This window comes from Stenotrophomonas sp. NPDC077421, from assembly GCF_049545505.1.
GTDB lineage: Bacteria > Pseudomonadota > Gammaproteobacteria > Xanthomonadales > Xanthomonadaceae > Stenotrophomonas > Stenotrophomonas nematodicola.
Window position 1 is genome coordinate 1 of record NZ_JBMWDP010000035.1, and the last position, 19,898, is coordinate 19,898.

16 protein-coding genes and 1 pseudogene are annotated in these 19,898 nt (G+C 63.3%); 14 read left to right on the top strand and 3 right to left on the bottom strand.

Annotation, left to right across the window (positions count from 1 at the left end; genetic code table 11):
- Positions 1-423, bottom strand: a pseudogene (locus tag ACPEH1_RS16185) (type IV pili twitching motility protein PilT); the annotation flags it as partial.
- Positions 424-521: 98 nt separating this feature from the next.
- Here ACPEH1_RS16185 and ACPEH1_RS16190 point away from each other — a divergent pair.
- From ACPEH1_RS16190 to ACPEH1_RS16255, 14 genes are all read left to right on the top strand, one after another.
- Positions 522-908, top strand: a complete 387-nt coding sequence (locus tag ACPEH1_RS16190; RefSeq protein WP_017354723.1) for a DUF4398 domain-containing protein — start codon at positions 522-524, stop codon at positions 906-908.
- Between the two features lie 11 nt (positions 909-919).
- A complete protein-coding gene (locus ACPEH1_RS16195; RefSeq protein ID WP_037590765.1) occupies positions 920-1,789 on the top strand; it encodes an OmpA family protein in 870 nt (289 codons plus the stop codon).
- A 344-nt stretch (positions 1,790-2,133) separates the two neighbouring features.
- Positions 2,134-2,352: a YdcH family protein gene (locus tag ACPEH1_RS16200; RefSeq protein ID WP_017354721.1), complete on the top strand. Its 219-nt coding sequence runs from the start codon at positions 2,134-2,136 to the stop codon at positions 2,350-2,352.
- A gap of 240 nt (positions 2,353-2,592) precedes the next feature.
- Positions 2,593-3,963 (top strand): pyridoxal-phosphate dependent enzyme, encoded by a 1,371-nt coding sequence (locus tag ACPEH1_RS16205; RefSeq protein WP_017354720.1) that lies wholly within the window; start codon positions 2,593-2,595, stop codon positions 3,961-3,963.
- A 127-nt stretch (positions 3,964-4,090) separates the two neighbouring features.
- Complete coding sequence (locus ACPEH1_RS16210) at positions 4,091-5,275, top strand: cystathionine gamma-synthase (protein ID WP_423716058.1); 1,185 nt, start codon at positions 4,091-4,093, stop codon at positions 5,273-5,275.
- Between the two features lie 51 nt (positions 5,276-5,326).
- On the top strand, positions 5,327-6,703 hold the full coding sequence (locus tag ACPEH1_RS16215) for a glycosyltransferase family 4 protein (RefSeq protein ID WP_423716059.1): 1,377 nt from the start codon (positions 5,327-5,329) through the stop codon (positions 6,701-6,703).
- Positions 6,704-6,768: 65 nt separating this feature from the next.
- Positions 6,769-7,560, top strand: coding sequence for an ABC transporter permease (locus ACPEH1_RS16220; RefSeq protein WP_313275276.1), 792 nt, complete (start codon positions 6,769-6,771; stop codon positions 7,558-7,560).
- An 8-nt stretch (positions 7,561-7,568) separates the two neighbouring features.
- A complete protein-coding gene (locus tag ACPEH1_RS16225; RefSeq protein ID WP_423716060.1) occupies positions 7,569-8,843 on the top strand; it encodes an ABC transporter ATP-binding protein in 1,275 nt (424 codons plus the stop codon).
- Positions 8,844-8,880: 37 nt separating this feature from the next.
- Positions 8,881-11,160, top strand: a complete 2,280-nt coding sequence (locus ACPEH1_RS16230; protein ID WP_423716061.1) for a methyltransferase domain-containing protein — start codon at positions 8,881-8,883, stop codon at positions 11,158-11,160.
- A 52-nt stretch (positions 11,161-11,212) separates the two neighbouring features.
- On the top strand, positions 11,213-12,274 hold the full coding sequence (locus ACPEH1_RS16235; protein ID WP_168355611.1) for a glycosyltransferase family 4 protein: 1,062 nt from the start codon (positions 11,213-11,215) through the stop codon (positions 12,272-12,274).
- Positions 12,275-12,294: 20 nt separating this feature from the next.
- Entirely contained in the window at positions 12,295-14,046 is a 1,752-nt protein-coding gene (locus ACPEH1_RS16240; protein WP_423716068.1) for a glycosyltransferase, read from the top strand.
- Positions 14,043-14,684 (top strand): glycosyltransferase, encoded by a 642-nt coding sequence (locus ACPEH1_RS16245; RefSeq protein WP_246863973.1) that lies wholly within the window; start codon positions 14,043-14,045, stop codon positions 14,682-14,684. Before ACPEH1_RS16240 ends, ACPEH1_RS16245 begins: the two co-directional genes overlap by 4 nt.
- A gap of 70 nt (positions 14,685-14,754) precedes the next feature.
- Positions 14,755-15,789 carry a GDP-mannose 4,6-dehydratase gene (gene gmd, locus ACPEH1_RS16250; protein WP_136003571.1) on the top strand — a complete coding sequence of 345 codons (1,035 nt, stop codon included), beginning with the start codon at positions 14,755-14,757 and terminating at the stop codon, positions 15,787-15,789.
- A complete protein-coding gene (locus tag ACPEH1_RS16255; protein ID WP_423716062.1) occupies positions 15,773-16,720 on the top strand; it encodes a GDP-mannose 4,6-dehydratase in 948 nt (315 codons plus the stop codon). The genes gmd and ACPEH1_RS16255 overlap by 17 nt, the downstream gene beginning before the upstream one ends.
- An 84-nt stretch (positions 16,721-16,804) precedes the next feature.
- Here the strand turns inward: ACPEH1_RS16255 and ACPEH1_RS16260 are convergent, their stop codons facing one another.
- The gene (locus ACPEH1_RS16260) at positions 16,805-18,979 is read right to left on the bottom strand and encodes a hypothetical protein (RefSeq protein ID WP_313275286.1); all 2,175 of its coding nucleotides are present in this window, start codon (positions 18,977-18,979) and stop codon (positions 16,805-16,807) included.
- Positions 18,966-19,898, bottom strand: coding sequence for a glycosyltransferase family 2 protein (locus tag ACPEH1_RS16265; protein WP_136003574.1), 933 nt, complete (start codon positions 19,896-19,898; stop codon positions 18,966-18,968). The genes ACPEH1_RS16260 and ACPEH1_RS16265 overlap by 14 nt, the downstream gene beginning before the upstream one ends.

The window sequence follows — 19,898 nt, forward strand, 5'->3', positions numbered from 1 at the left end:
GGTGCTGGTGGTCGGCTCGACCGGTTCGGGCAAGTCGACCACCAGCACCAGCCCGCGCGGGGTCATGATGACGTCCTTGAGCACCTGCGGGAGGTTGAGCTCCTCGATGCTGGGGATCTTGCTGCGGATGGCGCGGATCACCATGCCCACTTCGCCGCGCTGCTTGAACACGTTCACGCGGAAGCGCCCCGCGTCCGGCAGGGCGATGGCCATGTTGAGCTCCAGCTCGCGCTCGAACTGCGGTGCCTGGCCCTCGTCCATCAGCGAGTAGGCGATTTTCTTGACCATGCCGGGCGGCAGGCCGGTGTTCCCCAGCGGGTACAGCTTGCCCTCGATCTTGATGTACACCGGGGCTCCGGTGGTCAAGAACATGTCCGAAGCGTTCTTTTCGGTCATCAGCTTCAGGAAGTAGCCGATATCCATGCGCAATGTTTCCCCAACAAATCAGCGGCGTACCGTTGCAAGCACGCCGCAGGCTTCCGACAATGGCCGCGCACAGACAACCCGGCGACGGCACCCCAATGAAAACTAGCTTCGCACAAATACGACACCCTCTGTATGTGATGGTGTGCGCATTAGCGCTTGCCGGCACCGCCACGGCGCAGGAAGCGGCCCTGGAGCTGGCGCAGGCCCGTCAGGCCGTGGACAAGGCCACCCAGGCCGATGCCGACCAGTACGCACCGGACCTGATCGCCGTCGCGCGCCAGGGGCTGGAACAGGCCCAACGCGCCGCCGGCGATCGCCGCGAGCGCAAGAACGCCCCGGCGCTGGCGCTGCGGGCCACGGTCGATGCCGACCTGGCCCGGGCCCGCAGCGAAGAAGCCACCGCCACCGCGCAGCTGCAACTGCGGCGCAACGAGGTGGCCCAGCTGCAGCGCCAGCTCGCCACCGGAGAAGACCGCCCGTGAAGCACACCCGCATGCTGCTGCTGGCCCTGAGCCTGTCCCTGCCGTTCACGAGCCTGGCCGCCGAAGACCCGGCCGTGGCCCAGCTCAATCAACGCCTGCTGACGATCCAGGCCAATCCCGACACGGCCGAACTGGCCGCGTTCCAGCGCCTGCAGGCCCAGCAGGCCGTGGCCGACCTGGCCAAGGCCAAGCGCCGCGACGTCGACCAGGCCCGTTATCTGGCCGAACGCCGGGTCGAGATTGCCGAGTCCAGCGTGCGTGCCGCCCTGGCCCAGCGTGAGGTGGATCGCCTGGAGCGTACCCGCAGCGAACTGCTGATCGAGGCCAGCCGCCGCGATGCGGTACGTGCCCGCCAAGAGGCCGAGCGCCTGCGCGTGCAGGCCCAGATCCAGGCCGAGGAAAGCGAGCGCCTGCGGATCGCGGCCGAAACCGAGGCGCTGGCCCGCCAGGATGCCGAGACCGCGCTGACCAGCGTCGCCGGCAAGCAGACCGCCCGTCTCAGCGCGGCCCAGCAGAGCGCGGCCAAGCTGGCCCGGGAAGAGGCTGAACTGGTGTCCGGCCAGAAGCTTCCCGGCTCCAAGTTCGATACCCGCGGGGAGGTGTTCACCTTCAATGGCGATGCCTTCGCCGCCGGCAAGGGCGCCCTGTCCAGCGGGGCCAAGGGGCAGGCCAAGGCCCTGGCCGAGTACCTGAACATCGGCAGGAAGGGGCGGGTGCGGATCGAGGCCTACGATGCCGCGGCCGGGGTCGGCCAGCAGCGCGCGGACGCCCTGCGCGATGCCCTGGTGGCCGCCGGCGTCAGCGCCAGCCGGTTGCAGGCCACTGGCAAGAAGGCGCCGGCCACCAAGGCCCGGTCGGCCGAGGTGATCATCGCGCCCTGATGCCGGCCGGGTATCGGCAGGTTGCTGTTTTTGTTGAATTTTCGTTGTCCTGCGCGTTCAGGCTGAACCCCACCTTGGTGGGGTCGAAAATATCTTCTGAAACGCTTGAACCGCCTCCCAAGCAAGCGTAGGGTCAATTGTCCGGGACGCCTCCGCGGCCCGGACAATTGGAGGGCCGGTAATGCGTCAGCGTCGCGAATCACAGCCGTTTGTCGCCCCGCATGGGTTGGACGCAGGCTGTGTCGAGGACGCCTGCCGCGCCGCGTGCTCCGCCCCCAAAGCAACGCCCCGTGCCGCAAGGCCGGGGCGTTCTTGTTTCAGCAAGAAGCGATAGGAGGTTCATCATGTTTGAAGGTCAGCCCCAGAGCGAGATCGATGCACGTCGCAAGCGTGATCCGGAATTCAAGGCGCTTTACGAACGGCACCAGAAGTTGAACAAGAAGTGCATGGATGCCGAGCTGGGCGTGCTTCCGATAGACCATCTCACCCTGGGCCAGATGAAGCGTGAGAAGCTGCTGACCAAGCAGAAGCTGGAACGGATGTACGACTCCCCCACGCATTGACGCTATTCGGGTGCCGGCCCAAGGCGGTCGGCACCCGGCACCCCACCGCCGCGGGCGGTACCTGTCACCTCGTCGACGGGTGCCGTCCGCGTCGCTCCTGCCGCTGCCGATGCGCTCGCCCGGCCGGCCCCGATGAATCTGGCGGTTCGACGCCTATCGCGCCCGCCAACCTGACATTCGTCGTCAACCGTCGGATAATCACCGGTCCGGCCGCTCTGCGGCGCGAATCGATGTGACCCGATGGCAATCCACTCCTCCGTACTCGACCTCATTGGCCAGACCCCGATCGTCAAGGCCCAGCGCCTGGATACCGGCGTCTGCGAGCTGTTCCTGAAGCTCGAAAGCGCCAATCCCGGAGGGTCGATCAAGGACCGCATCGGCCTGTCGATGATCGAGGCGGCCGAGCAGCGCGGGGATCTCAAGCCCGGGGCGACGCTGGTGGAAGGCACTGCCGGCAATACCGGCCTGGGCCTGGCGCTGGTGGCGCAGCAGAAGGGCTACAAGCTGATCCTGGTCGTGCCGGACAAGATGTCCCGCGAGAAGATCTTCAACCTCAAGGCGATGGGCGCCGAAGTGCGCCTGACCCGTTCGGACGTGGCCAAGGGCCATCCCGAGTACTACCAGGACATGGCCAAGCGCGTGGCCGAGGAAACCCCGGGCGCCTACTTCATCAACCAGTTCGGCAATCCGGACAACCCGGCGGCGCATGAGTTCGGCACCGGTCCGGAGATTCTCGAGCAGATGGGCGGGGACCTGGACGCGATCGTGTTCGGCTGCGGCAGCTCGGGCACCATGACCGGCCTGTCGCGCGCCTTCGCCACGCTGTCGCCGAAGACCGAACTGGTGCTGGCCGATCCGGTCGGCTCGATCCTGGCCGAGTACATCAATGATGGCGTGCTCAACGACAAGTCGGGCAGTTGGCTGGTGGAAGGCATCGGCGAAGATTTCCTGCCCTCCATCGCCGATTTCAGCCGCGTCACCACGGCCTATGCGATCAGCGACGCCGAGAGCTTCCACACCGCGCGCGAGCTGCTGGGCAAGGAAGGCATCCTCGGTGGCTCCTCCACCGGTACCCTGCTGGCCGCCGCACTCAAGTACTGCAAGGCCCAGACCACCCCGAAGAAGGTGCTGGTCCTGGTCTGCGACACGGGCAACAAGTACCTGTCCAAGATGTACAACGACTACTGGATGCTGGACAACGGCTTCCTGGAACGCCCGCAGCACGGCGACCTCCGCGACCTGATCCTGCGCCCGTACGGCCAGCGCGACACTGTGGTGATCGGTCCCAACGACCTGCTCACCACCGCCTACCAGCGCATGAAGCTGTATGACGTGTCCCAGCTCCCGGTGATGGATGGCGACCAGCTGGTCGGCATCGTCGACGAAAGCGACGTGCTGCTGCATGTGTACGGCGATGAAGCGCGCTTCCGCGACCCGGTCTCCACCGCGATGGTCAGCAAACTGGACCGGCTGGACGTGAAGTCCCCGATCGAGGCGCTGCTGCCGGTGTTCGACCGCGGCCAGGTGGCCATTGTGATGGACGGTGCCAGCTTCCTGGGCCTGATCACCCGCATCGACCTGCTGAACTACCTGCGCCGGCGGGTCCAGTAACCGCGGCAGGCCGCGCGCGCTGCTCTGAACTCCCGTTTATCCGCGTCAACGGCTGATTAAGCCGCCGCTGATAGACTTCCGCTCCTTTTGCGGGGGCCCCCCGGGGCTCCTCTGGCTGGGAAACAACATGTCCGATCACGCCTCCTCCGCGCACGACGCCCGCGCGCTCGCCCTGGCCACCCTGGCCATCCACGGCGGCCAGTCGCCGGACCCGAGCACCGGTGCGGTGATGCCGCCGATCTACGCGACCTCCACCTATGCACAGTCCAGCCCGGGTGAGCACCAGGGGTTCGAGTACTCGCGCACGCACAATCCCACCCGCTTCGCCTATGAGCGCTGCGTGGCCTCGCTGGAAGGCGGCACCCGCGGCTACGCCTTCGCCTCGGGCATGGCGGCCAGCGCCACGGTGATGGAACTGCTCGATGCCGGCAGCCACGTGGTGGCGATGGATGACATCTACGGCGGCACCTTCCGCCTGTTCGAGCGCGTGCGCCGCCGCACCGCCGGGCTGGAATTCAGCTTCGTCGACTTGACCGACCTGGCCGCCTTCGAGGCGGCGATCACCGCGCAGACGAAGATGGTCTGGATCGAGACCCCGACCAACCCGATGCTGAAGATCGTGGACATCGCCGCGGTAGCCGCCATCGCCAGGCGCCACGGCCTGATCGTGGTGGTGGACAACACCTTCGCCTCGCCGATGCTGCAGCGTCCGCTGGAGCTGGGCGCGGACCTGGTGCTGCACTCGGCCACCAAGTACCTCAACGGCCACTCGGACATGGTCGGTGGCATGGTGGTGGTCGGCGACAACCCCGAGCTGGCCGAACAGATGGCCTTCCTGCAGAACTCCATCGGGGGCGTGCAGGGCCCGTTCGACAGCTTCCTGGCCCTGCGTGGGCTGAAGACCCTGCCGCTGCGCATGAAGGCGCACTGCGCCAATGCGCTGGCCCTGGCCCAGTGGCTGGAGAAGCACCCGGCGGTGGAGAAGGTCATCTACCCGGGCCTGACCTCGCACCCGCAGCACGAATTGGCCACGCGCCAGATGAACGGCTACGGCGGCATTGTGTCGATCGTGCTCAAGGGCGGATACGAGGCGGCCAAGCGCTTCTGCGAGCGCACCACGCTGTTCACCCTGGCCGAATCGCTGGGTGGCGTGGAAAGCCTGGTCAACCATCCGGCGGTCATGACCCATGCCTCGATCCCGGTCGAACGCCGCGGACAGCTCGGCATCAGCGATGCCCTGGTGCGCCTGAGCGTGGGCGTGGAAGACCTGGGGGATCTGCAGGTGGATCTGGAGCGGGCGCTGGCGGGCTGAGGCCACCGGACCCCGTTCGTTCCTTCGTTTCTTCATCGAGGTAAACCAGGTTTGCACAACACGACCTTCCAGGTCCCCTTCCGCCGCCGCCTGGTCCAGTGGGTGATCCGTCAGCCGTGGCTCAAGGCGTTGTACCAGCATGTTCCCGCGTCGCTGCGCGACCGGGTCACCGCGCCCCTGAACGCGCCGGTGGAGTTGCCAGGTGTGCGTTTCGCCGATAGCGATCGCTGGGCGGCCAAGAAGCAGCCCGTCACCGACGCGCCGGTGCGGATGTTCGATCAGGCAACGGTCTATGGGCCGGAGCAGGGCGTGAACATCTTCGCCTACCTGCGCGGGCAGTTCGGCCTGGCCGAGTGCGCGCGCATGTACGCGCGCGCGCTTCTGGGGGCCGGCTACCCGACCGCGCTGATCGACGTGGACATCAAGCTGCCCCACGACTGGAACGACCGCAGCCTGGACGCGTACATCCGTGATGATGCGCCGTACGGGGTGCACCTGGTCTTCATCAATCCGGACTACCTGCAGGCATCGCTGGACCAGATCGGCGAGGCACGCCTGGCCGGCAAGTACATCATCGCGTGCTGGTTCTGGGAGCTGGAGAACATTCCGGCCTCCTGGTTGCCGGCGCTTGCGCTGGTGGACGAGATCCTGGTCGCGTCGCAGTACGTCGGCGACGCCTTCGCGCGGGTGACCGACAAGCCGATCCTGTGCGTGCCGCTGCCGTTGAGCGACGTCGGCGACAGCGGGCTGCAGCGGACCGATTTCGGCATTGATGCAGATGCTTTCGTGTTCATGACGTCCTTCGACTTCAATTCTTTCGTGTACCGCAAGAATCCGTTCGCCGTGATCCGTGCGTTCCAGGCCGCTTTCCCTGATCGCAGCCGCAACGTGCAGTTGCTGATCAAGAGCAGCAACGGGCACCGCAATCCCGAGTGTCTCGCTCTGCTGTTCGACTGCATCGGCGAGGATCCGCGCATTGTGGTGCGCGACCATGTGCTGGACCGCGCTGACGTGCAGGCGCTTCAGCGCTGCGCTGACGTGTACGTGTCGCTGCACCGTGCCGAGGGTTTCGGCCTGGGCCTGGCCGAATGCATGGCCCAGGGAAAGCCGGTGATTGGAACGGCGTGGTCGGGCAACATGACGTTCATGGATGCCGACAACAGCGCCCTGGTCGGTTACACGCTGGTGCCGGTCGAGGAGGGCGAGTACGCCCATAGTGAGGGCCAGCGCTGGGCCGCCGCCGACGAGGGGCAGGCGGCCGACTGGATGCGCCGGCTGGCCGACGAGCCCGGGCTGGCCGATGCGATCGGTGCGCGCGCGCGCGACTCGGTGCTGCAGACCTTGTCCCCTGAGCGCTCCGCCGCAGCACTCATTGCACGCCTGAGCGAACTGAACGCCTCCCGTCCACCGGCGAGTGAATCCCCCTGATGCACCTCCCGCCCGGGTGGCGGTAGCTGTCAACGTCTGCAACATGCCCGGAGGGGCAATAGAACATGGATATTCTCAGGGCGGTATGGGCATACAGGGGATTCATCCTGTCGGCCATCCGCAACGACTTCAAGACGCGGTTTGCACAAAGCAAGCTCGGCGTTCTCTGGATGATCATCCATCCGTTGATGCAGGTGCTCATCTTCGCCACGATCCTGTCTGAAGTGCTTTCCGCAAAGCTCCCGGGTATCGATAACAAATACGGGTATGCCCTGTATCTGATGGCCGGTACGCTGTTCTGGACCCTGTTCGTCGAGTCGGTGTCCCGTAGCGTCAACCTGTTCATCGACAACGGCAATCTGATGAAGAAGGTCGCTTTCCCGAGGATCTGCCTGCCGTTCATCGCCGCCGGATCGGTGACGATCAACAATCTCCTGTTGGTCGCCGCGATCTTCGTGGTCTTCACCGTACTGGGCCATTACCCCAGCGGCACGGTCGTCTGGCTGCCTGTCCTGATGTTGCTTACGCTGGGCCTGTCGATGTCGCTGGGGCTGCTGCTGGGCGTATTGAACGTGTTCATGCGCGACATCGGCCAGATCGTGCCGGTCGTGCTGCAGGCGCTGTTCTGGCTGACTCCCATCGTCTACAGCGTTGAGATTCTGCCGGCAGACGTACGGGAGTTCTTCAAGTTGAACCCTCTCTTTCCGCTGGTCACCGCCTATCACGATGTGCTGCTGTATGAACGGGCGCCGGATTGGTTCTCGCTGCTGCCGCTTGCGATCGCAACCGTGGTTCTGGGCGTCATGTCCCTGGTTGTGTTCCGTCGCGCCAGTCAGGAAATGGTGGATGCCCTATGAGTGGCGCAATGCAGATCGAAAATGTCGGCAAGTCCTATCGCGTCTGGGGCAGCCAATGGCTGCGCGTTGCCAGCTGGTTCGGATTCCCTGCGCGGCCCAAGGAAGAGCACTGGGTACTGCGCGATGTTTCATTCACCATCGCTCCGGGCGAATCGGTGGGCATCGTGGGGCGAAACGGCGCGGGTAAAAGCACGCTGCTGAAGATGATCACCGGCACCACGCAGCCCACCGAGGGCCGCATCGTGCGTGGGGGCAGGATTGCCGCCATCCTCGAGCTCGGCATGGGCTTCAACCCGGAGCTCACCGGGCGACAGAATGCTTTTCATTCGGCCGGCCTGATGGGGTACTCCCAGCAGGAGATCGAGTCGGTGATGGCCGCCATCGAGGACTTTGCCGAAGTTGGCGCCTATTTCGACGAGCCGGTGCGTACCTACTCAAGCGGCATGCAGGTGCGCGTTGCGTTTGCGGTGGCTACCGCGTTCCGCCCCGATGTCCTGATCGTGGACGAGGCACTCTCGGTGGGTGATGCCTACTTCCAGGCCAAGTGCTACAAGCGCGTCCAGGAGTTCACCGCGCTGGGCACCACGCTGATCCTGGTCAGCCACGCCATCGGGGATATCGTCAAGCATTGCGATCGGGTCATTTTCATCAAGGACGGGGGCGTATTTGCCGATGGCTCCGCGCAGCAGGTCTCCAATCTGTATCTGGACGAGCTGTTCGGCAAGAAGGCGCTTCCGCTGCAGGACACTGCCGATCCCGCATCCACCGGGATGGGGCAGGGTAGCGAGGACGTTTTCCACACGCGTCCGTACTACAATCCCGCAGAGCACCGCTGGGGTCAGGGTGGCGCACGGATCGTGGATTACCGGGTGGTGAGCGAGGGGCAGGAGTTTCCTGCCCGTGTGGAGAGCGGGTCCAGGACCGCCTTCTACGTCAAAATCGCTTTTGAGCGTGACTTTGACAGTATTGTTCCCGGTTTTCTCGTGAAAACACTCGAAGGGCTGTTCCTGTATGGCACCAATTCCTTCCTCTCCAGCGAGGGGAGGGCCGGTATTGCCGTGAAGGCTGGCGAGGTGATCGTCTGCCGTTTCGTCATGCCGCTTGACCTCAACGAGGCGTGCTATCTGGTGTCGCTGGGCGTTTCCAGTGGCGATCCGCTGGCGGAACTGACGCCGTTGGACCGGCGTTACGATTCCATTATGTTGGATGTGGCCAGGGGTATGCAGTTTTGGGGGATGATGGACCTCAAGGCCGATTTTGAGCTCGTCGGCGCGTCGTCATGACAGTGCTGACCAACATTAACTCAGAGAGTGAAAGATCATGACCGAGTCACCTAGTGTGGGCGTGCTGGTGGCCGCCCTGCCTGAGAAGTACCAGCCGATCTTTGCCCACCCTGAACTGTCCGACGGCAGCTCACGTGGCTGCGAAGACCGTCTCGTACTGATCCGTGCATGCGCACGACACCTCCAGGCGGAACTTGGCCGTCCCTTGCGCGTGCTGGACCTTGGCTGCGCGCAGGGGTTCTTCTCCCTGAGCCTGGCGTCCGATGGACATCGTGTTCACGGCGTGGATTTCCTGGACCTCAATGTTCACGTATGCCAGGCGCTTGCCGGGCAGAATCCTGGCCTTGATGCCACCTTCGAGCACGGCACCGTCGAGGATGTGATCGAGCTGCTCGAGCCGGATGCCTACGATCTGGTCCTGGGCCTGAGCGTCTTCCATCATCTGGTGCACGCCCGAGGAATCGTCAGCGTCTCAGAGCTGTGTCGCAAGCTCTCCGAGGTGGCCGGTGCAGCCATCTATGAGCTGGCGCTGCGGGAAGAGCCGCTGTACTGGGCGGCCTCGCTGCCGCAGGATCCGGCCGAGCTGCTTTCCAGCTATGCCTTTACCCGTCTGCTGTCGCGGCAGCCGACGCATCTGTCGACGATCGCGCGTCCGTTGATCTTTGCCAGCAGCCGCTTCTGGTATGTGGGCGACTCCATTGGTACGTTCAACTCGTGGTCCGGCGAGGCCCATGCACATGGGCGCGGCACACATCACCACAGTCGCCGCTACTATTTCGGCGAACGGGTGTTCGTGAAGAAGATGACGTTGGGAATGGGCGGGCGCGCCGAGATCAATCTGCAGGAGTTCCACAACGAAGCTGCCTTCCTGCGCAACCCCCCGGCTGCGTTTCCCGCGCCTCGCTTGATTGTGACGTTGGACGATTCTTCGGATGTCTTCCTGGCCCGGGAGATGATGGAAGGCAGGCTGCTGTCCGAGCTGATCGATGACGGCAGCCCCTACGACGCCGACCAGGTCATCTCCGAGTTGATCGACCAACTGGTGATCCTCGAACGCGACGGCCTCTATCACAATGACGTTCGTTGCTGGAACGTGCTCATCTCCGGAGAGGGGCGCGCCGTCCTTATCGATTACGGCGCGATCTCCCAGGATGCCAACGACTGTTCATGGCTGGGGGACCTGCTGCTGTCCTTCCTCATCACCATCAAGGAGATTCTGGAGCGTCGCATCGTTCCGTCCACGCCTGGCCGGGAGCCGGCACTGGACTTCATGTCGCTGCCGCCGCGGTACCGCAACGCGTTCATTCGTCTGTTCAGTCAGGACCAGTCCCGCTGGACGTTCGCAGGGCTGCAGGACTGCTTGGCCCATTCGGGCAACGAGACCACCCCGGTTCCCGAATGGACGGTCATCTACCAGCATCTGCAGGGCGCCCTGCTCAGCTACAACACGCGCCTGCGTGCGCTGTACATGCAGACCGAACATGATCGTGTCGAGCTCACCGCGCGCGCCGCAGCGCTTGAGCGCGTACGGGAGACGGCGCAGCAGGCTCAGGAAAGTCTTGCCGCGCTAAAGATCGAGGCGGAGCTGGCCGATAACCGTCGGCGTGAGCTCGAGGAGAGCTTCCAGCAACAGGCCGCATGGGCGAAAGAGCTGGAGGCTCGCGCCGTCAGCTCTGAGGAGGACGGTCAGCATCTGGCCGCTCGTGTGGTTGAGCTGGAGGCAGCCAATGCCAGCTCATTCGCGCGGATCGGAGAGCTGGAAGTAGAATTGGAGGAGCGCCAGCATGCACGCGAGCTGGCGGAGTTCCTGGCCGCCGATCTGGGGCGGCTGACCGAAGAGCGAAACATCTTGCAGGTCAAGGTCTCCGATGCTCAGCGCCTTTCCGAGCAGCAGGAGACAACGATCAACGAGCTGCGGTCCAAGGCGGCCTCCCTGCACCGTCGACTCGAACGGCTGGAGACCTCCAGGGCACATGATCGTCGCAGATTGAAGGAACTGCAGGTGGACCTGTCGCAGCGCGTCCAGACCATGGGTTCGTCGCGCGCGCGCGTCCGGGAACTGGAAGCGGCCGTCGAGGTGTTGGAAGGGCAGATCGACCGGCTGTACGCAAGCCGCTCCTGGCGCCTGACGGCGCCGGTGCGGTGGTTCAGCGCCAAGGTGCTCAAACGTGGCGCGAGCCCAGTGGGTATCCCGGCGCCGCGCGCCGTCGCAGCGGCCGCACCCGGTGATCTGGCCAGCCCGGCCGATGCAGCATCGGAAAAGCGGTTGGCTGCACTTGATCAGCTTGGAAGCCGGATTCGCCAGTCAAAGCAGTAAATCATGGAAAGCAAACTGTATTGGCAAGGACATCATTGAAGGGGTAGTTGTAGTGAAAAGAGTCATCGTGCTTGGTGCGCAAGTGCCGTTTGTAAGAGGAGGCGCCGAACTCCTCAACGAGGAACTGGTCCGACAGATCAATCTGTGGGGGAAGGAGCGACAGGTCGTCGCCGAGCTGGTTCAGCTGCCCTACAAGTGGTATCCGGAAACGGAAATCATGTCTTCCCTGCTGGCATGGCGGTTGTTGAACCTGAATGAGAGCAACGGGCAGAAGGTGGACCTGTGCATCTGCACGAAGTATCCGACCTATGCCGCCTCCCATGACAACAAGGCGCTGTGGCTTGTTCATCAGCATCGGGTGCTTTATGACCTTGAGCGCACGCGCTTCGATGTGCCGCACCTGACCGCCCGAGACATTGCCGTGCGCGAGGCGCTGCGCGCGTCTGACAAGGAACTGCTGTCGGAGATCGAGCCGCGCTACACGATCTCCCAGACGGTCACGGATCGCTTGCAGCACTACTGCGGGCTCTCCTCGGAGGTTCTGTATCCGCCATCGAAGCTCGCGCCGCTGATCACCTCGGGTGATTACGGCGACTATGTGCTGTGCATCGGCCGGCTGGAATCCATGAAGCGTCCCGATCTGCTGATCCGGGCGGCGCAGCACGTTCCCAACGCCAAGGTGGTGATCGCTGGTACGGGCGCGAGCGACTATGCGCGCTCCCTGGCGCCGCTGGTACGTGAGCTGGGCCTGGGCGACCGGGTCGAACTTGCCGGGTTCGTCGAAGACGCCAGGTTGTTGGAGCTGATCGCCAACTGCCGTGCGGTCTTCTACTCGCCGGTGGACGAAGACTACGGCTTTGCCACCTTGGAGAGTTTCGCGGCGCACAAGCCGGTCATCACCGTCGATGACAGTGGTGAAGTCGGGCGGATCGTACAGGCGACGGGCAGCGGCTGGGTGACTTCTCCCACCCCCGAAGCCATCGCCGAGAGCCTGGCCGACTGCTATGCACGGAATGCCACTCAGTTGCGTGCGTTGGCCGAGGAAGGCTATCGCCTCAGTGCAACCATTACCTGGGAGCGTGTGATCAGCAATCTGGTGGAGAGCCGGCTGTGATCACGCCGTTCCGCATTGCAATGGTTGGGCCGCAGCCACCAGAGCGCTCGGGAATCGCGGAGTATTCGGCCGGCCTGGTGGCGATGCTGCGTGATCTGGGATTGCGGGTCGACACGATCACGTCCGCCGAGGTGGAGCGTGACGGCGTGAAAGGCGTCGTCGACAACCTGCTCAAGGCCGATGCGGTCGTGTATCAGATGGGTAACCATCCTACCTTTCACGGGTGGATGCTGCCGTTGATGGCGCGTGTCCCAGGGGTCGTCCATCTGCACGACCTGGTCCTGCACCACATGGTGGCTGGCGTGCTCAACGAGGAGCAGCGCCTGACCGGCGATGAGTACGCCGGTGTGCTGGGGAAATGGCATACGGTCTCCGAGGTGAAGAGCGCCGGCCTGGCCCTTCGCTGCGGTGCGCCGATCTGGAACCGGGACGACGTGGTTCATTTTCCGCTGCACCAGGTGGCGACGAAGTTCGCCACCGAGGTGGTCGTTCATTCCCAGTATGCTGCCGACCGCATCACCCACGAGTTCCCTTGGCTTCCGGTAACCGTGGTGCCCCAGCTGTATCCCGTCGTGGCATCCCATCGCGCGCGTGAGCGCCTCGGCACCATCGCGCTGATGGGCGGCGGTCAGATGAACCGGCGTTTCGACTGGGTCGTACAGGCCCTGGTTGCCATCGCCGGAGACCTCGATCAGCCGCTTACGCTCGAAATTGCCGGTGAAGTGGAGCCAGCCGTTCTGCAGGTGCTGGAGGGTCTTGCAGGAATTGAAAACGTCAAACTGGTCAATCACGGTCACGTGAGCGATGACGAGTTCTGGCGGGTATTCGAGCGCGCGGATCTGATGATTGCATTGCGCCAGCCTACGATGGGGGAGGCCTCCGCCGTCGTGTCCAAGGCCATGCAGGCAGGCCTTCCCACGATCGTGTCCGACCAAGGCTGGTATGCGGAACTTCCCACATGCGTGAAGAAGATCGCGCCTACCGACGAGTGCCCGACTGTTCTGGCGACGTTGCTGCGTCAACTCGCGCTGGACCCGGCCGCGTTCGCGCATTGGTCCGACGCATGTGCAGATGAGGCTGGCCGCCCCGCGCTGGACCCCTTCGCTGCGGCCGAGCGCTACGCGCGGCTCCTGCGCAGTCATCGTGTCCTCGGAGATTTCCGGGACCACGTCGCCAGCGCGGTGGCGAGCCTCAAGATCGACATCGATTCTCCGCTCTCCAGCGAACTGCAGCGAATAGATGTCCGAACGTCCCTGCGGGGAGATCGCTGGGTGAAACCCGCGCTGGCCGCACTCGGCGATCAGGAGCTGGACTCGCACGCGCGCATCGTCGGGGGCACCGTTGGGCCGTATCCGTACAATGAGCCGCTGCCCGACACCGGCTTCCAAGGCCAGGCGACCGTTCTGGAGCACGACGCGGGCGTTGTCCCGCCATCGAGCATGCTCTCCCTGCGGGTCGAACTGACCAACGACGGTGACTGTCAGTGGATCAGTCCCCTCGGGCATGCCATGCGGCCGTATGGCATCTACCTGGGACACTTCTGGTCGCCGGCCGATTCGACCCAGCCGCAGGCCGAGCAGCCCCGGACCTGGATCGAAGAGGCGGTGGACAGGTCGTCGTCCGGCATCCACACCATGACGGTTCGTACACCCGATGTTCCGGGCGAATATCATCTGGAAATCGACCTCGTTCAAGAGTCAGTTTGTTGGTTCAAGAGCCGGGGGTTCATCCCCGCCCGGCTTGTCGTACGCGTAGAGGCAGCCCAGCCATGAAGGGCATCACCATCCACCACAGGGTTTCACCGATGAACAAAATTTCCAAGTCCCAGTTCTCCCTCTGCGCTGCCGCAGCACTGGCGACGGCCATCGCCGTCAGTGGTTGTTCCAAGGCGCCGGAGGCAGATCAGGCTGCTCAGACCGCGCCTGCAGCGGCCGCTCCGGTGGCGGAAGCCCCCGATATGACGACGCCGCTGACCCAGGAGCAGGCCGGTGCCCAGTACGCCATCACGGCCGAGCCGGTGCTCGTGAACAATGGCGAAACCCTGCGCACGGTGGTGTCGGTGACCAACACCGGCAAAGTCGCAATCAGCTCAAAGGGCAAGCTGCCGGTCAATCTGGCCATCTCGCTCGTCGATCCGTCCGGTGAAATGGTCGCCCGCGATTTTGTCCGTGCTTCGCTTCCGGCGGCCGGTATTGCTGCCGGCGCTTCTGCCGATGTGATCACCGAAGTGCCTGCCAAGGATGTGGTCGGTAAGAGCTTGCGCTTCGGGCTAGTGCAGGAAGCCATTGTGTGGTTCAGCGACTTCAACGTCGCAACCGTGGACTATGGTCCTCTGACGGCTTGCGACGACCAGGGCAAGCCGACCATCTGCGGCAAGGATGGCAAGCCGCTGCAGCACGTGGCGCAGTAAGCCACTGACAGGGACGAAGCCGTTCTGGCTCATGCTCGGATCCAATCCGAATAACAAAGAGATAGTGTTAATGAAGACTGCGTTGATTACCGGAATCTCCGGCCAAGATGGGGCATATCTTGCGGAATTGCTGCTGGAGAAGGGATACCGTGTTTACGGCACGTACCGTCGCACGAGTTCCGTCAACTTCTGGCGCATCGAGGAGCTGGGGATTGCTGCGCACCCGAACCTTCATCTGATCGAATACGATCTGACCGACCTTGGTTCGAGCATCCGCATGCTCGAAAGCACGCAGGCGACCGAGGTGTACAACCTTGCCGCCCAGAGCTTTGTCGGCGTCTCGTTCGACCAGCCTACAACCACGGCTCAGATCACCGGCATCGGCCCGGTCCATCTGCTTGAGGCGATCCGCCAGGTGAACCGGGATATTCGCTTCTACCAGGCGTCCACCTCGGAGATGTTCGGGAAAGTGCAGGCGGTCCCGCAGATCGAAAGCACGCCGTTCTATCCCCGCAGCCCCTATGGTGTGGCCAAGCTCTACGCACACTGGATGACGGTCAATTACCGCGAGAGCTACGACATCTTTGGGTCGAGCGGCATCCTGTTCAATCACGAAAGCCCGCTGCGCGGCCGCGAGTTCGTGACGCGCAAGATCACCGACTCGGTAGCCAAGATCAAGCTGGGCATGCTCGACTGCCTGGAACTGGGCAATCTGGATGCCAAGCGCGATTGGGGCTTTGCACGGGAGTACGTCGAAGGCATGTGGCGCATGCTGCAGGCGGATGAGCCCGATACCTTCGTGCTTGCAACGAACCGGACCGAGACGGTCCGTGACTTCGTGAACATGGCCTTCAAGGGTGCCGGGATCAATGTCGAGTTCCGTAACAGCGATCAGGACGAAATCGCGGTCGATACTGCGACGGGCAAGACGGTGATGAAGATCAACCCGAAGTTCCATCGTCCAGCCGAGGTCGATCTGCTCATTGGCAATCCGGAGAAGGCCGAACGCGTGCTGGGTTGGCGTCCTGAGACCACGCTGGAAGCGCTTTGCCAGATGATGGTCGACGCTGATCTGCGGAGGAACGAGCGTGGTGCTTCCTTCTGACCTGAATGGCAGGCGGGTGCTGGTCACGGGAGCGTCCGGTTTTACCGGACGCTACGTGATCGACGACCTGAAGAAGCAGGGCTGCGAGGTGGTGGCCATGGGAGGTGCGGCACAGTCCGCTCCTTCCTGGGCGGCGTCTCTGACGCCTGCCGACGCCTGTCGGCAGGCAGACCTCGGCGATCTCGACGGATTGCGTGGCCTGCTCAAGGACACCCGTCCTGATGTGATCATCCATCTGGCGGCGCTGGCGTTCGTGGCCCACGGGGGGGCGGACGACTTCTACCAGGTCAACCTGATCGGCACGCGGCATCTGCTGCAGGCCATCGACGATGCATCGCTCAGCCCCACGCGTGTGCTGATTGCCAGCAGTGCGAATGTGTACGGCAACTCTTCGGCCGGGCGCTTGGACGAGTCGGTTGCTCCTGCACCGGCCAATGACTATGCGATCAGCAAGCTCGGCATGGAGTACGTCGTGCGCCTTTGGCAGGATCGTCTCCCGATAACTGTCGTCCGGCCTTTCAACTACACCGGCCGGGGCCAGGCGGAGAATTTCCTGATTCCCAAGATCGTGTCGCATTTCGCAAAGCGAGCGCCGAACATCGAACTGGGCAACCTGGACGTGGCGAGAGATTTTGGCGATGTCAGGGCGGTTGCGGCGGCTTACCGCGGATTGCTGCAGGCCGACGCTGCCGTTGGCCGCACCATCAACGTGTGCTCGGGGATCGCGTTCTCACTGCGCGACGTGATTGAGTTGTGCACGGACATCACGGGCCATTCACTCACTGTATCGGTGAATCCGGCGTTCGTACGGGCCAATGAGGTCAAGACGCTCTGCGGAGACAACACGCTGTTGCGTCATACGATCAGTGACTGGTCCTGCCCGCCGCTGCGTGAAACGCTCGAGTGGATGCTTACAGCGCAGGACGCTTGAGGAAGAGGCCGGGAAGCCCCCGGCTTGCCATGCTGGAAGATTGATCGGGTGGGCGGCGCAGATGCGCCGCCCACTTTTTTTCGGTCACTTTGGGGAGGCTGTCCGGTAACGGCACAATGGCAACTGTTCGCCGGTGCGCTCCCATCGGATTGCCAGCATACGCGGATCGCCCTCTCCGGCACGCACGGCCGGTGCATCGTTCTGCAGGACGATCTTCTGCGTGTCAGCCGGAATGTCCAGCTGAACATTGACCAGCGACTCAGGCCGCAACTGGACATCGGACAACGTGCGGCCGGCTCCGTCACTGATGCGCACATTCATCGGCCGGATGGTTCCCAGCGTCAGCGTGATTTCACAGCTGGCCGCGCCTGCCGGCGCGGGGGAGAGAGCAAACGTGGGTCGATCACTCGACCATGTCCAGCGATGATGCTCGTCCTGTTCAAGCACTGACCAGCCGCTGCCCTCAATGAATGCGCGAGCGGTCGCACGGACGGGAACGCCACTGATCGTGGCCACCTGGCTGCCGTCGGTATCGCTGAGCACTTCGCCATGCGTGCGTTGCGCGAAGAGCGTCTGTATCTCCGTCATCTTCGGGGTAAGCGCGCGTTGATCGAGTACCAGGGCAGAGAAGCCAACTGCTTGGATGGCGTCTACAAAGGCACTCGGGGGAAGGGCATTCACGTCGGCGAGCCAGTTTCCTTCGGGGCGGGCGCGCATTGCGCCGTGGCTCCAATGCAGTCCCGGTGCGTGCAAGGTGTTTCGGAACTGGGTATAGCTTCCCAACACTTCATCAGCGCTCTCGGGATAGCTCATGTAGGGAAGCTGCATGACCATTGCCCCGGCCGGCAGCTTGGCTGTCAGTTGCTGCCCGAATGCGCGATCGTACTGGTAGCGGGTAGCAGTTCCCGCACGCTCCTGGCGTGGTTGGCGGTAGGACGGGCTGATCTGGTCGGCGATCACGAACAACGCCAACGAAGCCAAGCCTACGCCCGCGACAATGCCCGAAGCAGCACCAAACCTGGGGTATTTTTCGCGAAGATGGTTCCAGATCAGCTGAAGCGTCGCACCGGAGATGATCAGACTGAACAAGGCGATGTAAGGCGAGATGCGATTGAGTGCCCGGATCTGCGGCGATACAAACAGGGCAAACAGGCTTCCCAACCCGCCCATCGTCGCATACAGGAACAGCGCCATCAGCAACACTGCGCAAAGCTGCTGCGAAGGATGGAAATGGCGTCGAACCGACGGCATGAACAGCATCAAAAGCCCCATTACGAAGCCCGCGCTTGCCAATGCGCCCAAGGTCGCTGTGCCGTTCTCGTTGACCGGCGTCGATTCGGCATCGTACTTGGCGCGAACCTTGGCAAGAAGCGGAACACGATGCTGCTGAACCGGCAGCAGCATCTGAGCCATTCGCAGCGAGTAGATCTCGCTCTCGATCAAACCGCGCTTGGCGACTGAAGGATTGGGTCCGTTCTCACGGTTGAACATCTGGGTGGGGATCAACTGTACGGCCACGCACAGCACGATGATGGCACCCAGCCCACCTGCGCGGATCGCGGGGCGGAGCGACGCCTGCTGCGCCGACTGAACAAGTGCAGCCACCGCCAGTACGATGCAGGTAAAGAATGCGTAGTAAACGCCGGTCGTGCCGCACCAGATGCATGCCAGAGCAATCGCAGCGACGCCCAGCCAGCGTCTGTTGCGCGACTGGGAAGGCTCCAGCAACGGCGAGGCGAGACGGAGCGCGAGCCAAAGTGCGACTACCGCCGTGCTGTAATTGCCGTAGAAAAGATGCACCATCCGCTGAAAATGGAAGGGCAGCAGGGCGAATGCGAGTCCAACGATGAATGCAAGGCCGGGGGACAGCCGGCAGCGGCGCGCAATGGCGAATCCGGCGGCAGCGGTGAGTCCGACGCTGAACAGCAGATAGAGGTTGAAACCCAGGCCGTAGCCGCCGCTGAAGAGCACTGCAGCGACCGCCATGTTGCTCAGGTCGCCATTCGGGAAGTCGATGTTCTGGGTGGTAAACGGTGCGCCGGCGTTATGGATGTTCGACAGGCCGCCGGATTGGGCGAAACTCTGCACGATATAGCCATACTGCAGGGCATCTCCGCCGTAGACCATCGGCGTGTCCATCGAGCCGCGCTGCATGCCGCTCGCGAACCAGAATACGATCATGGAAAGCGCCGCTACCAGCAGCGCCAGTGCCCACGCTTTGCCTGTGTTCGTCGGCATTCGCAGGTCACTGCTGAGCATCGGAACGTTCCTCGAAGATGAACATCGGCTTGTGCTTCACCTCATCAAGAATGCGCCAGAGGTACTCACCGATCACGCCGAGCATCAGCATGATCATCCCGCCGATCACCAGCCCAACGATCATCAGAGGGGCCCAACCAGGGAAGGGGGTGGCACGCAGCGCCCAGGCGGCTGTCACCACCAAGGCATACAGCAACCCAAACGCGGAAACTGCAACGCCGGACAGGGACATCATCCGAATGGGGAGGTAAGAGCCATCGATGACGTAGTCGAGGAAGAGCTTGAGCTTGCGTCCGAAGTTGTACTGCGACTTGCCAATGGTGCGCTTCCGGCGGGCATAGGGCAGCAGTGCCGTCCGATAGCCTGCCCAGAGGATGTCGCCCTGGAAGTAGCGGTTGCGCCCCTGGTAATCCAGGAAGGTATCGGTGGCGCGGCGGCTCATCAGTACGAAGTCGAAACCGCCCTCGGGGATGTTGCGATTGGACATGCGCAGGATGCCGTAGGCCACCTTCGAGAAGAAGTTGGAAGCGACCGAATCCTGTCGGTCGTTACGGTGTCCGATCACGACGTCGAAGCCGGACTCCCAACTGCGAACCATCTGTACGGTGAGCTCGATCGGGTCCTGGAGGTCCGCAGAAATATTGATGACGGCATCGCCGGCGGACTTGTGGTAGCCGGCAATGATGGCCGGGACCTGGCCGAAGTTCCGGGTAAAGCGGAACGGCCGGACGTTCGGATCCTCGGCAGCCAACTGCTGGATTTCTTCCCAGGAGGCGTCCTTGGATCCGTCGTTGACGAAGACAATCTCGTAGCGATGGTCGGCAAGGTCCTGTTCGAACAAAGCACGGATGCCTTCCCAGGTGGGGCGCAGGGAACCGGAATTGTTGTAGACGGGAACGACGTAACTGATCAATGCCAT

Coding starts and splice junctions, on each gene's coding strand:
- ACPEH1_RS16220 (WP_313275276.1), top strand. CDS start 6,769: ATGGATATTCTCAGGGCGGTATGGGCATACAGGGGATTCATCCTGTCG.
- ACPEH1_RS16230 (WP_423716061.1), top strand. CDS start 8,881: ATGACCGAGTCACCTAGTGTGGGCGTGCTGGTGGCCGCCCTGCCTGAG.
- ACPEH1_RS16195 (WP_037590765.1), top strand. CDS start 920: ATGCTGCTGCTGGCCCTGAGCCTGTCCCTGCCGTTCACGAGCCTGGCC.
- gmd (WP_136003571.1), top strand. CDS start 14,755: ATGAAGACTGCGTTGATTACCGGAATCTCCGGCCAAGATGGGGCATAT.
- ACPEH1_RS16225 (WP_423716060.1), top strand. CDS start 7,569: ATGCAGATCGAAAATGTCGGCAAGTCCTATCGCGTCTGGGGCAGCCAA.
- ACPEH1_RS16240 (WP_423716068.1), top strand. CDS start 12,295: ATGGTTGGGCCGCAGCCACCAGAGCGCTCGGGAATCGCGGAGTATTCG.
- ACPEH1_RS16190 (WP_017354723.1), top strand. CDS start 522: ATGAAAACTAGCTTCGCACAAATACGACACCCTCTGTATGTGATGGTG.
- ACPEH1_RS16245 (WP_246863973.1), top strand. CDS start 14,043: ATGAAGGGCATCACCATCCACCACAGGGTTTCACCGATGAACAAAATT.
- ACPEH1_RS16265 (WP_136003574.1), bottom strand. CDS start 19,898: ATGGCATTGATCAGTTACGTCGTTCCCGTCTACAACAATTCCGGTTCC.
- ACPEH1_RS16210 (WP_423716058.1), top strand. CDS start 4,091: ATGTCCGATCACGCCTCCTCCGCGCACGACGCCCGCGCGCTCGCCCTG.
- ACPEH1_RS16260 (WP_313275286.1), bottom strand. CDS start 18,979: ATGCTCAGCAGTGACCTGCGAATGCCGACGAACACAGGCAAAGCGTGG.
- ACPEH1_RS16200 (WP_017354721.1), top strand. CDS start 2,134: ATGTTTGAAGGTCAGCCCCAGAGCGAGATCGATGCACGTCGCAAGCGT.
- ACPEH1_RS16205 (WP_017354720.1), top strand. CDS start 2,593: ATGGCAATCCACTCCTCCGTACTCGACCTCATTGGCCAGACCCCGATC.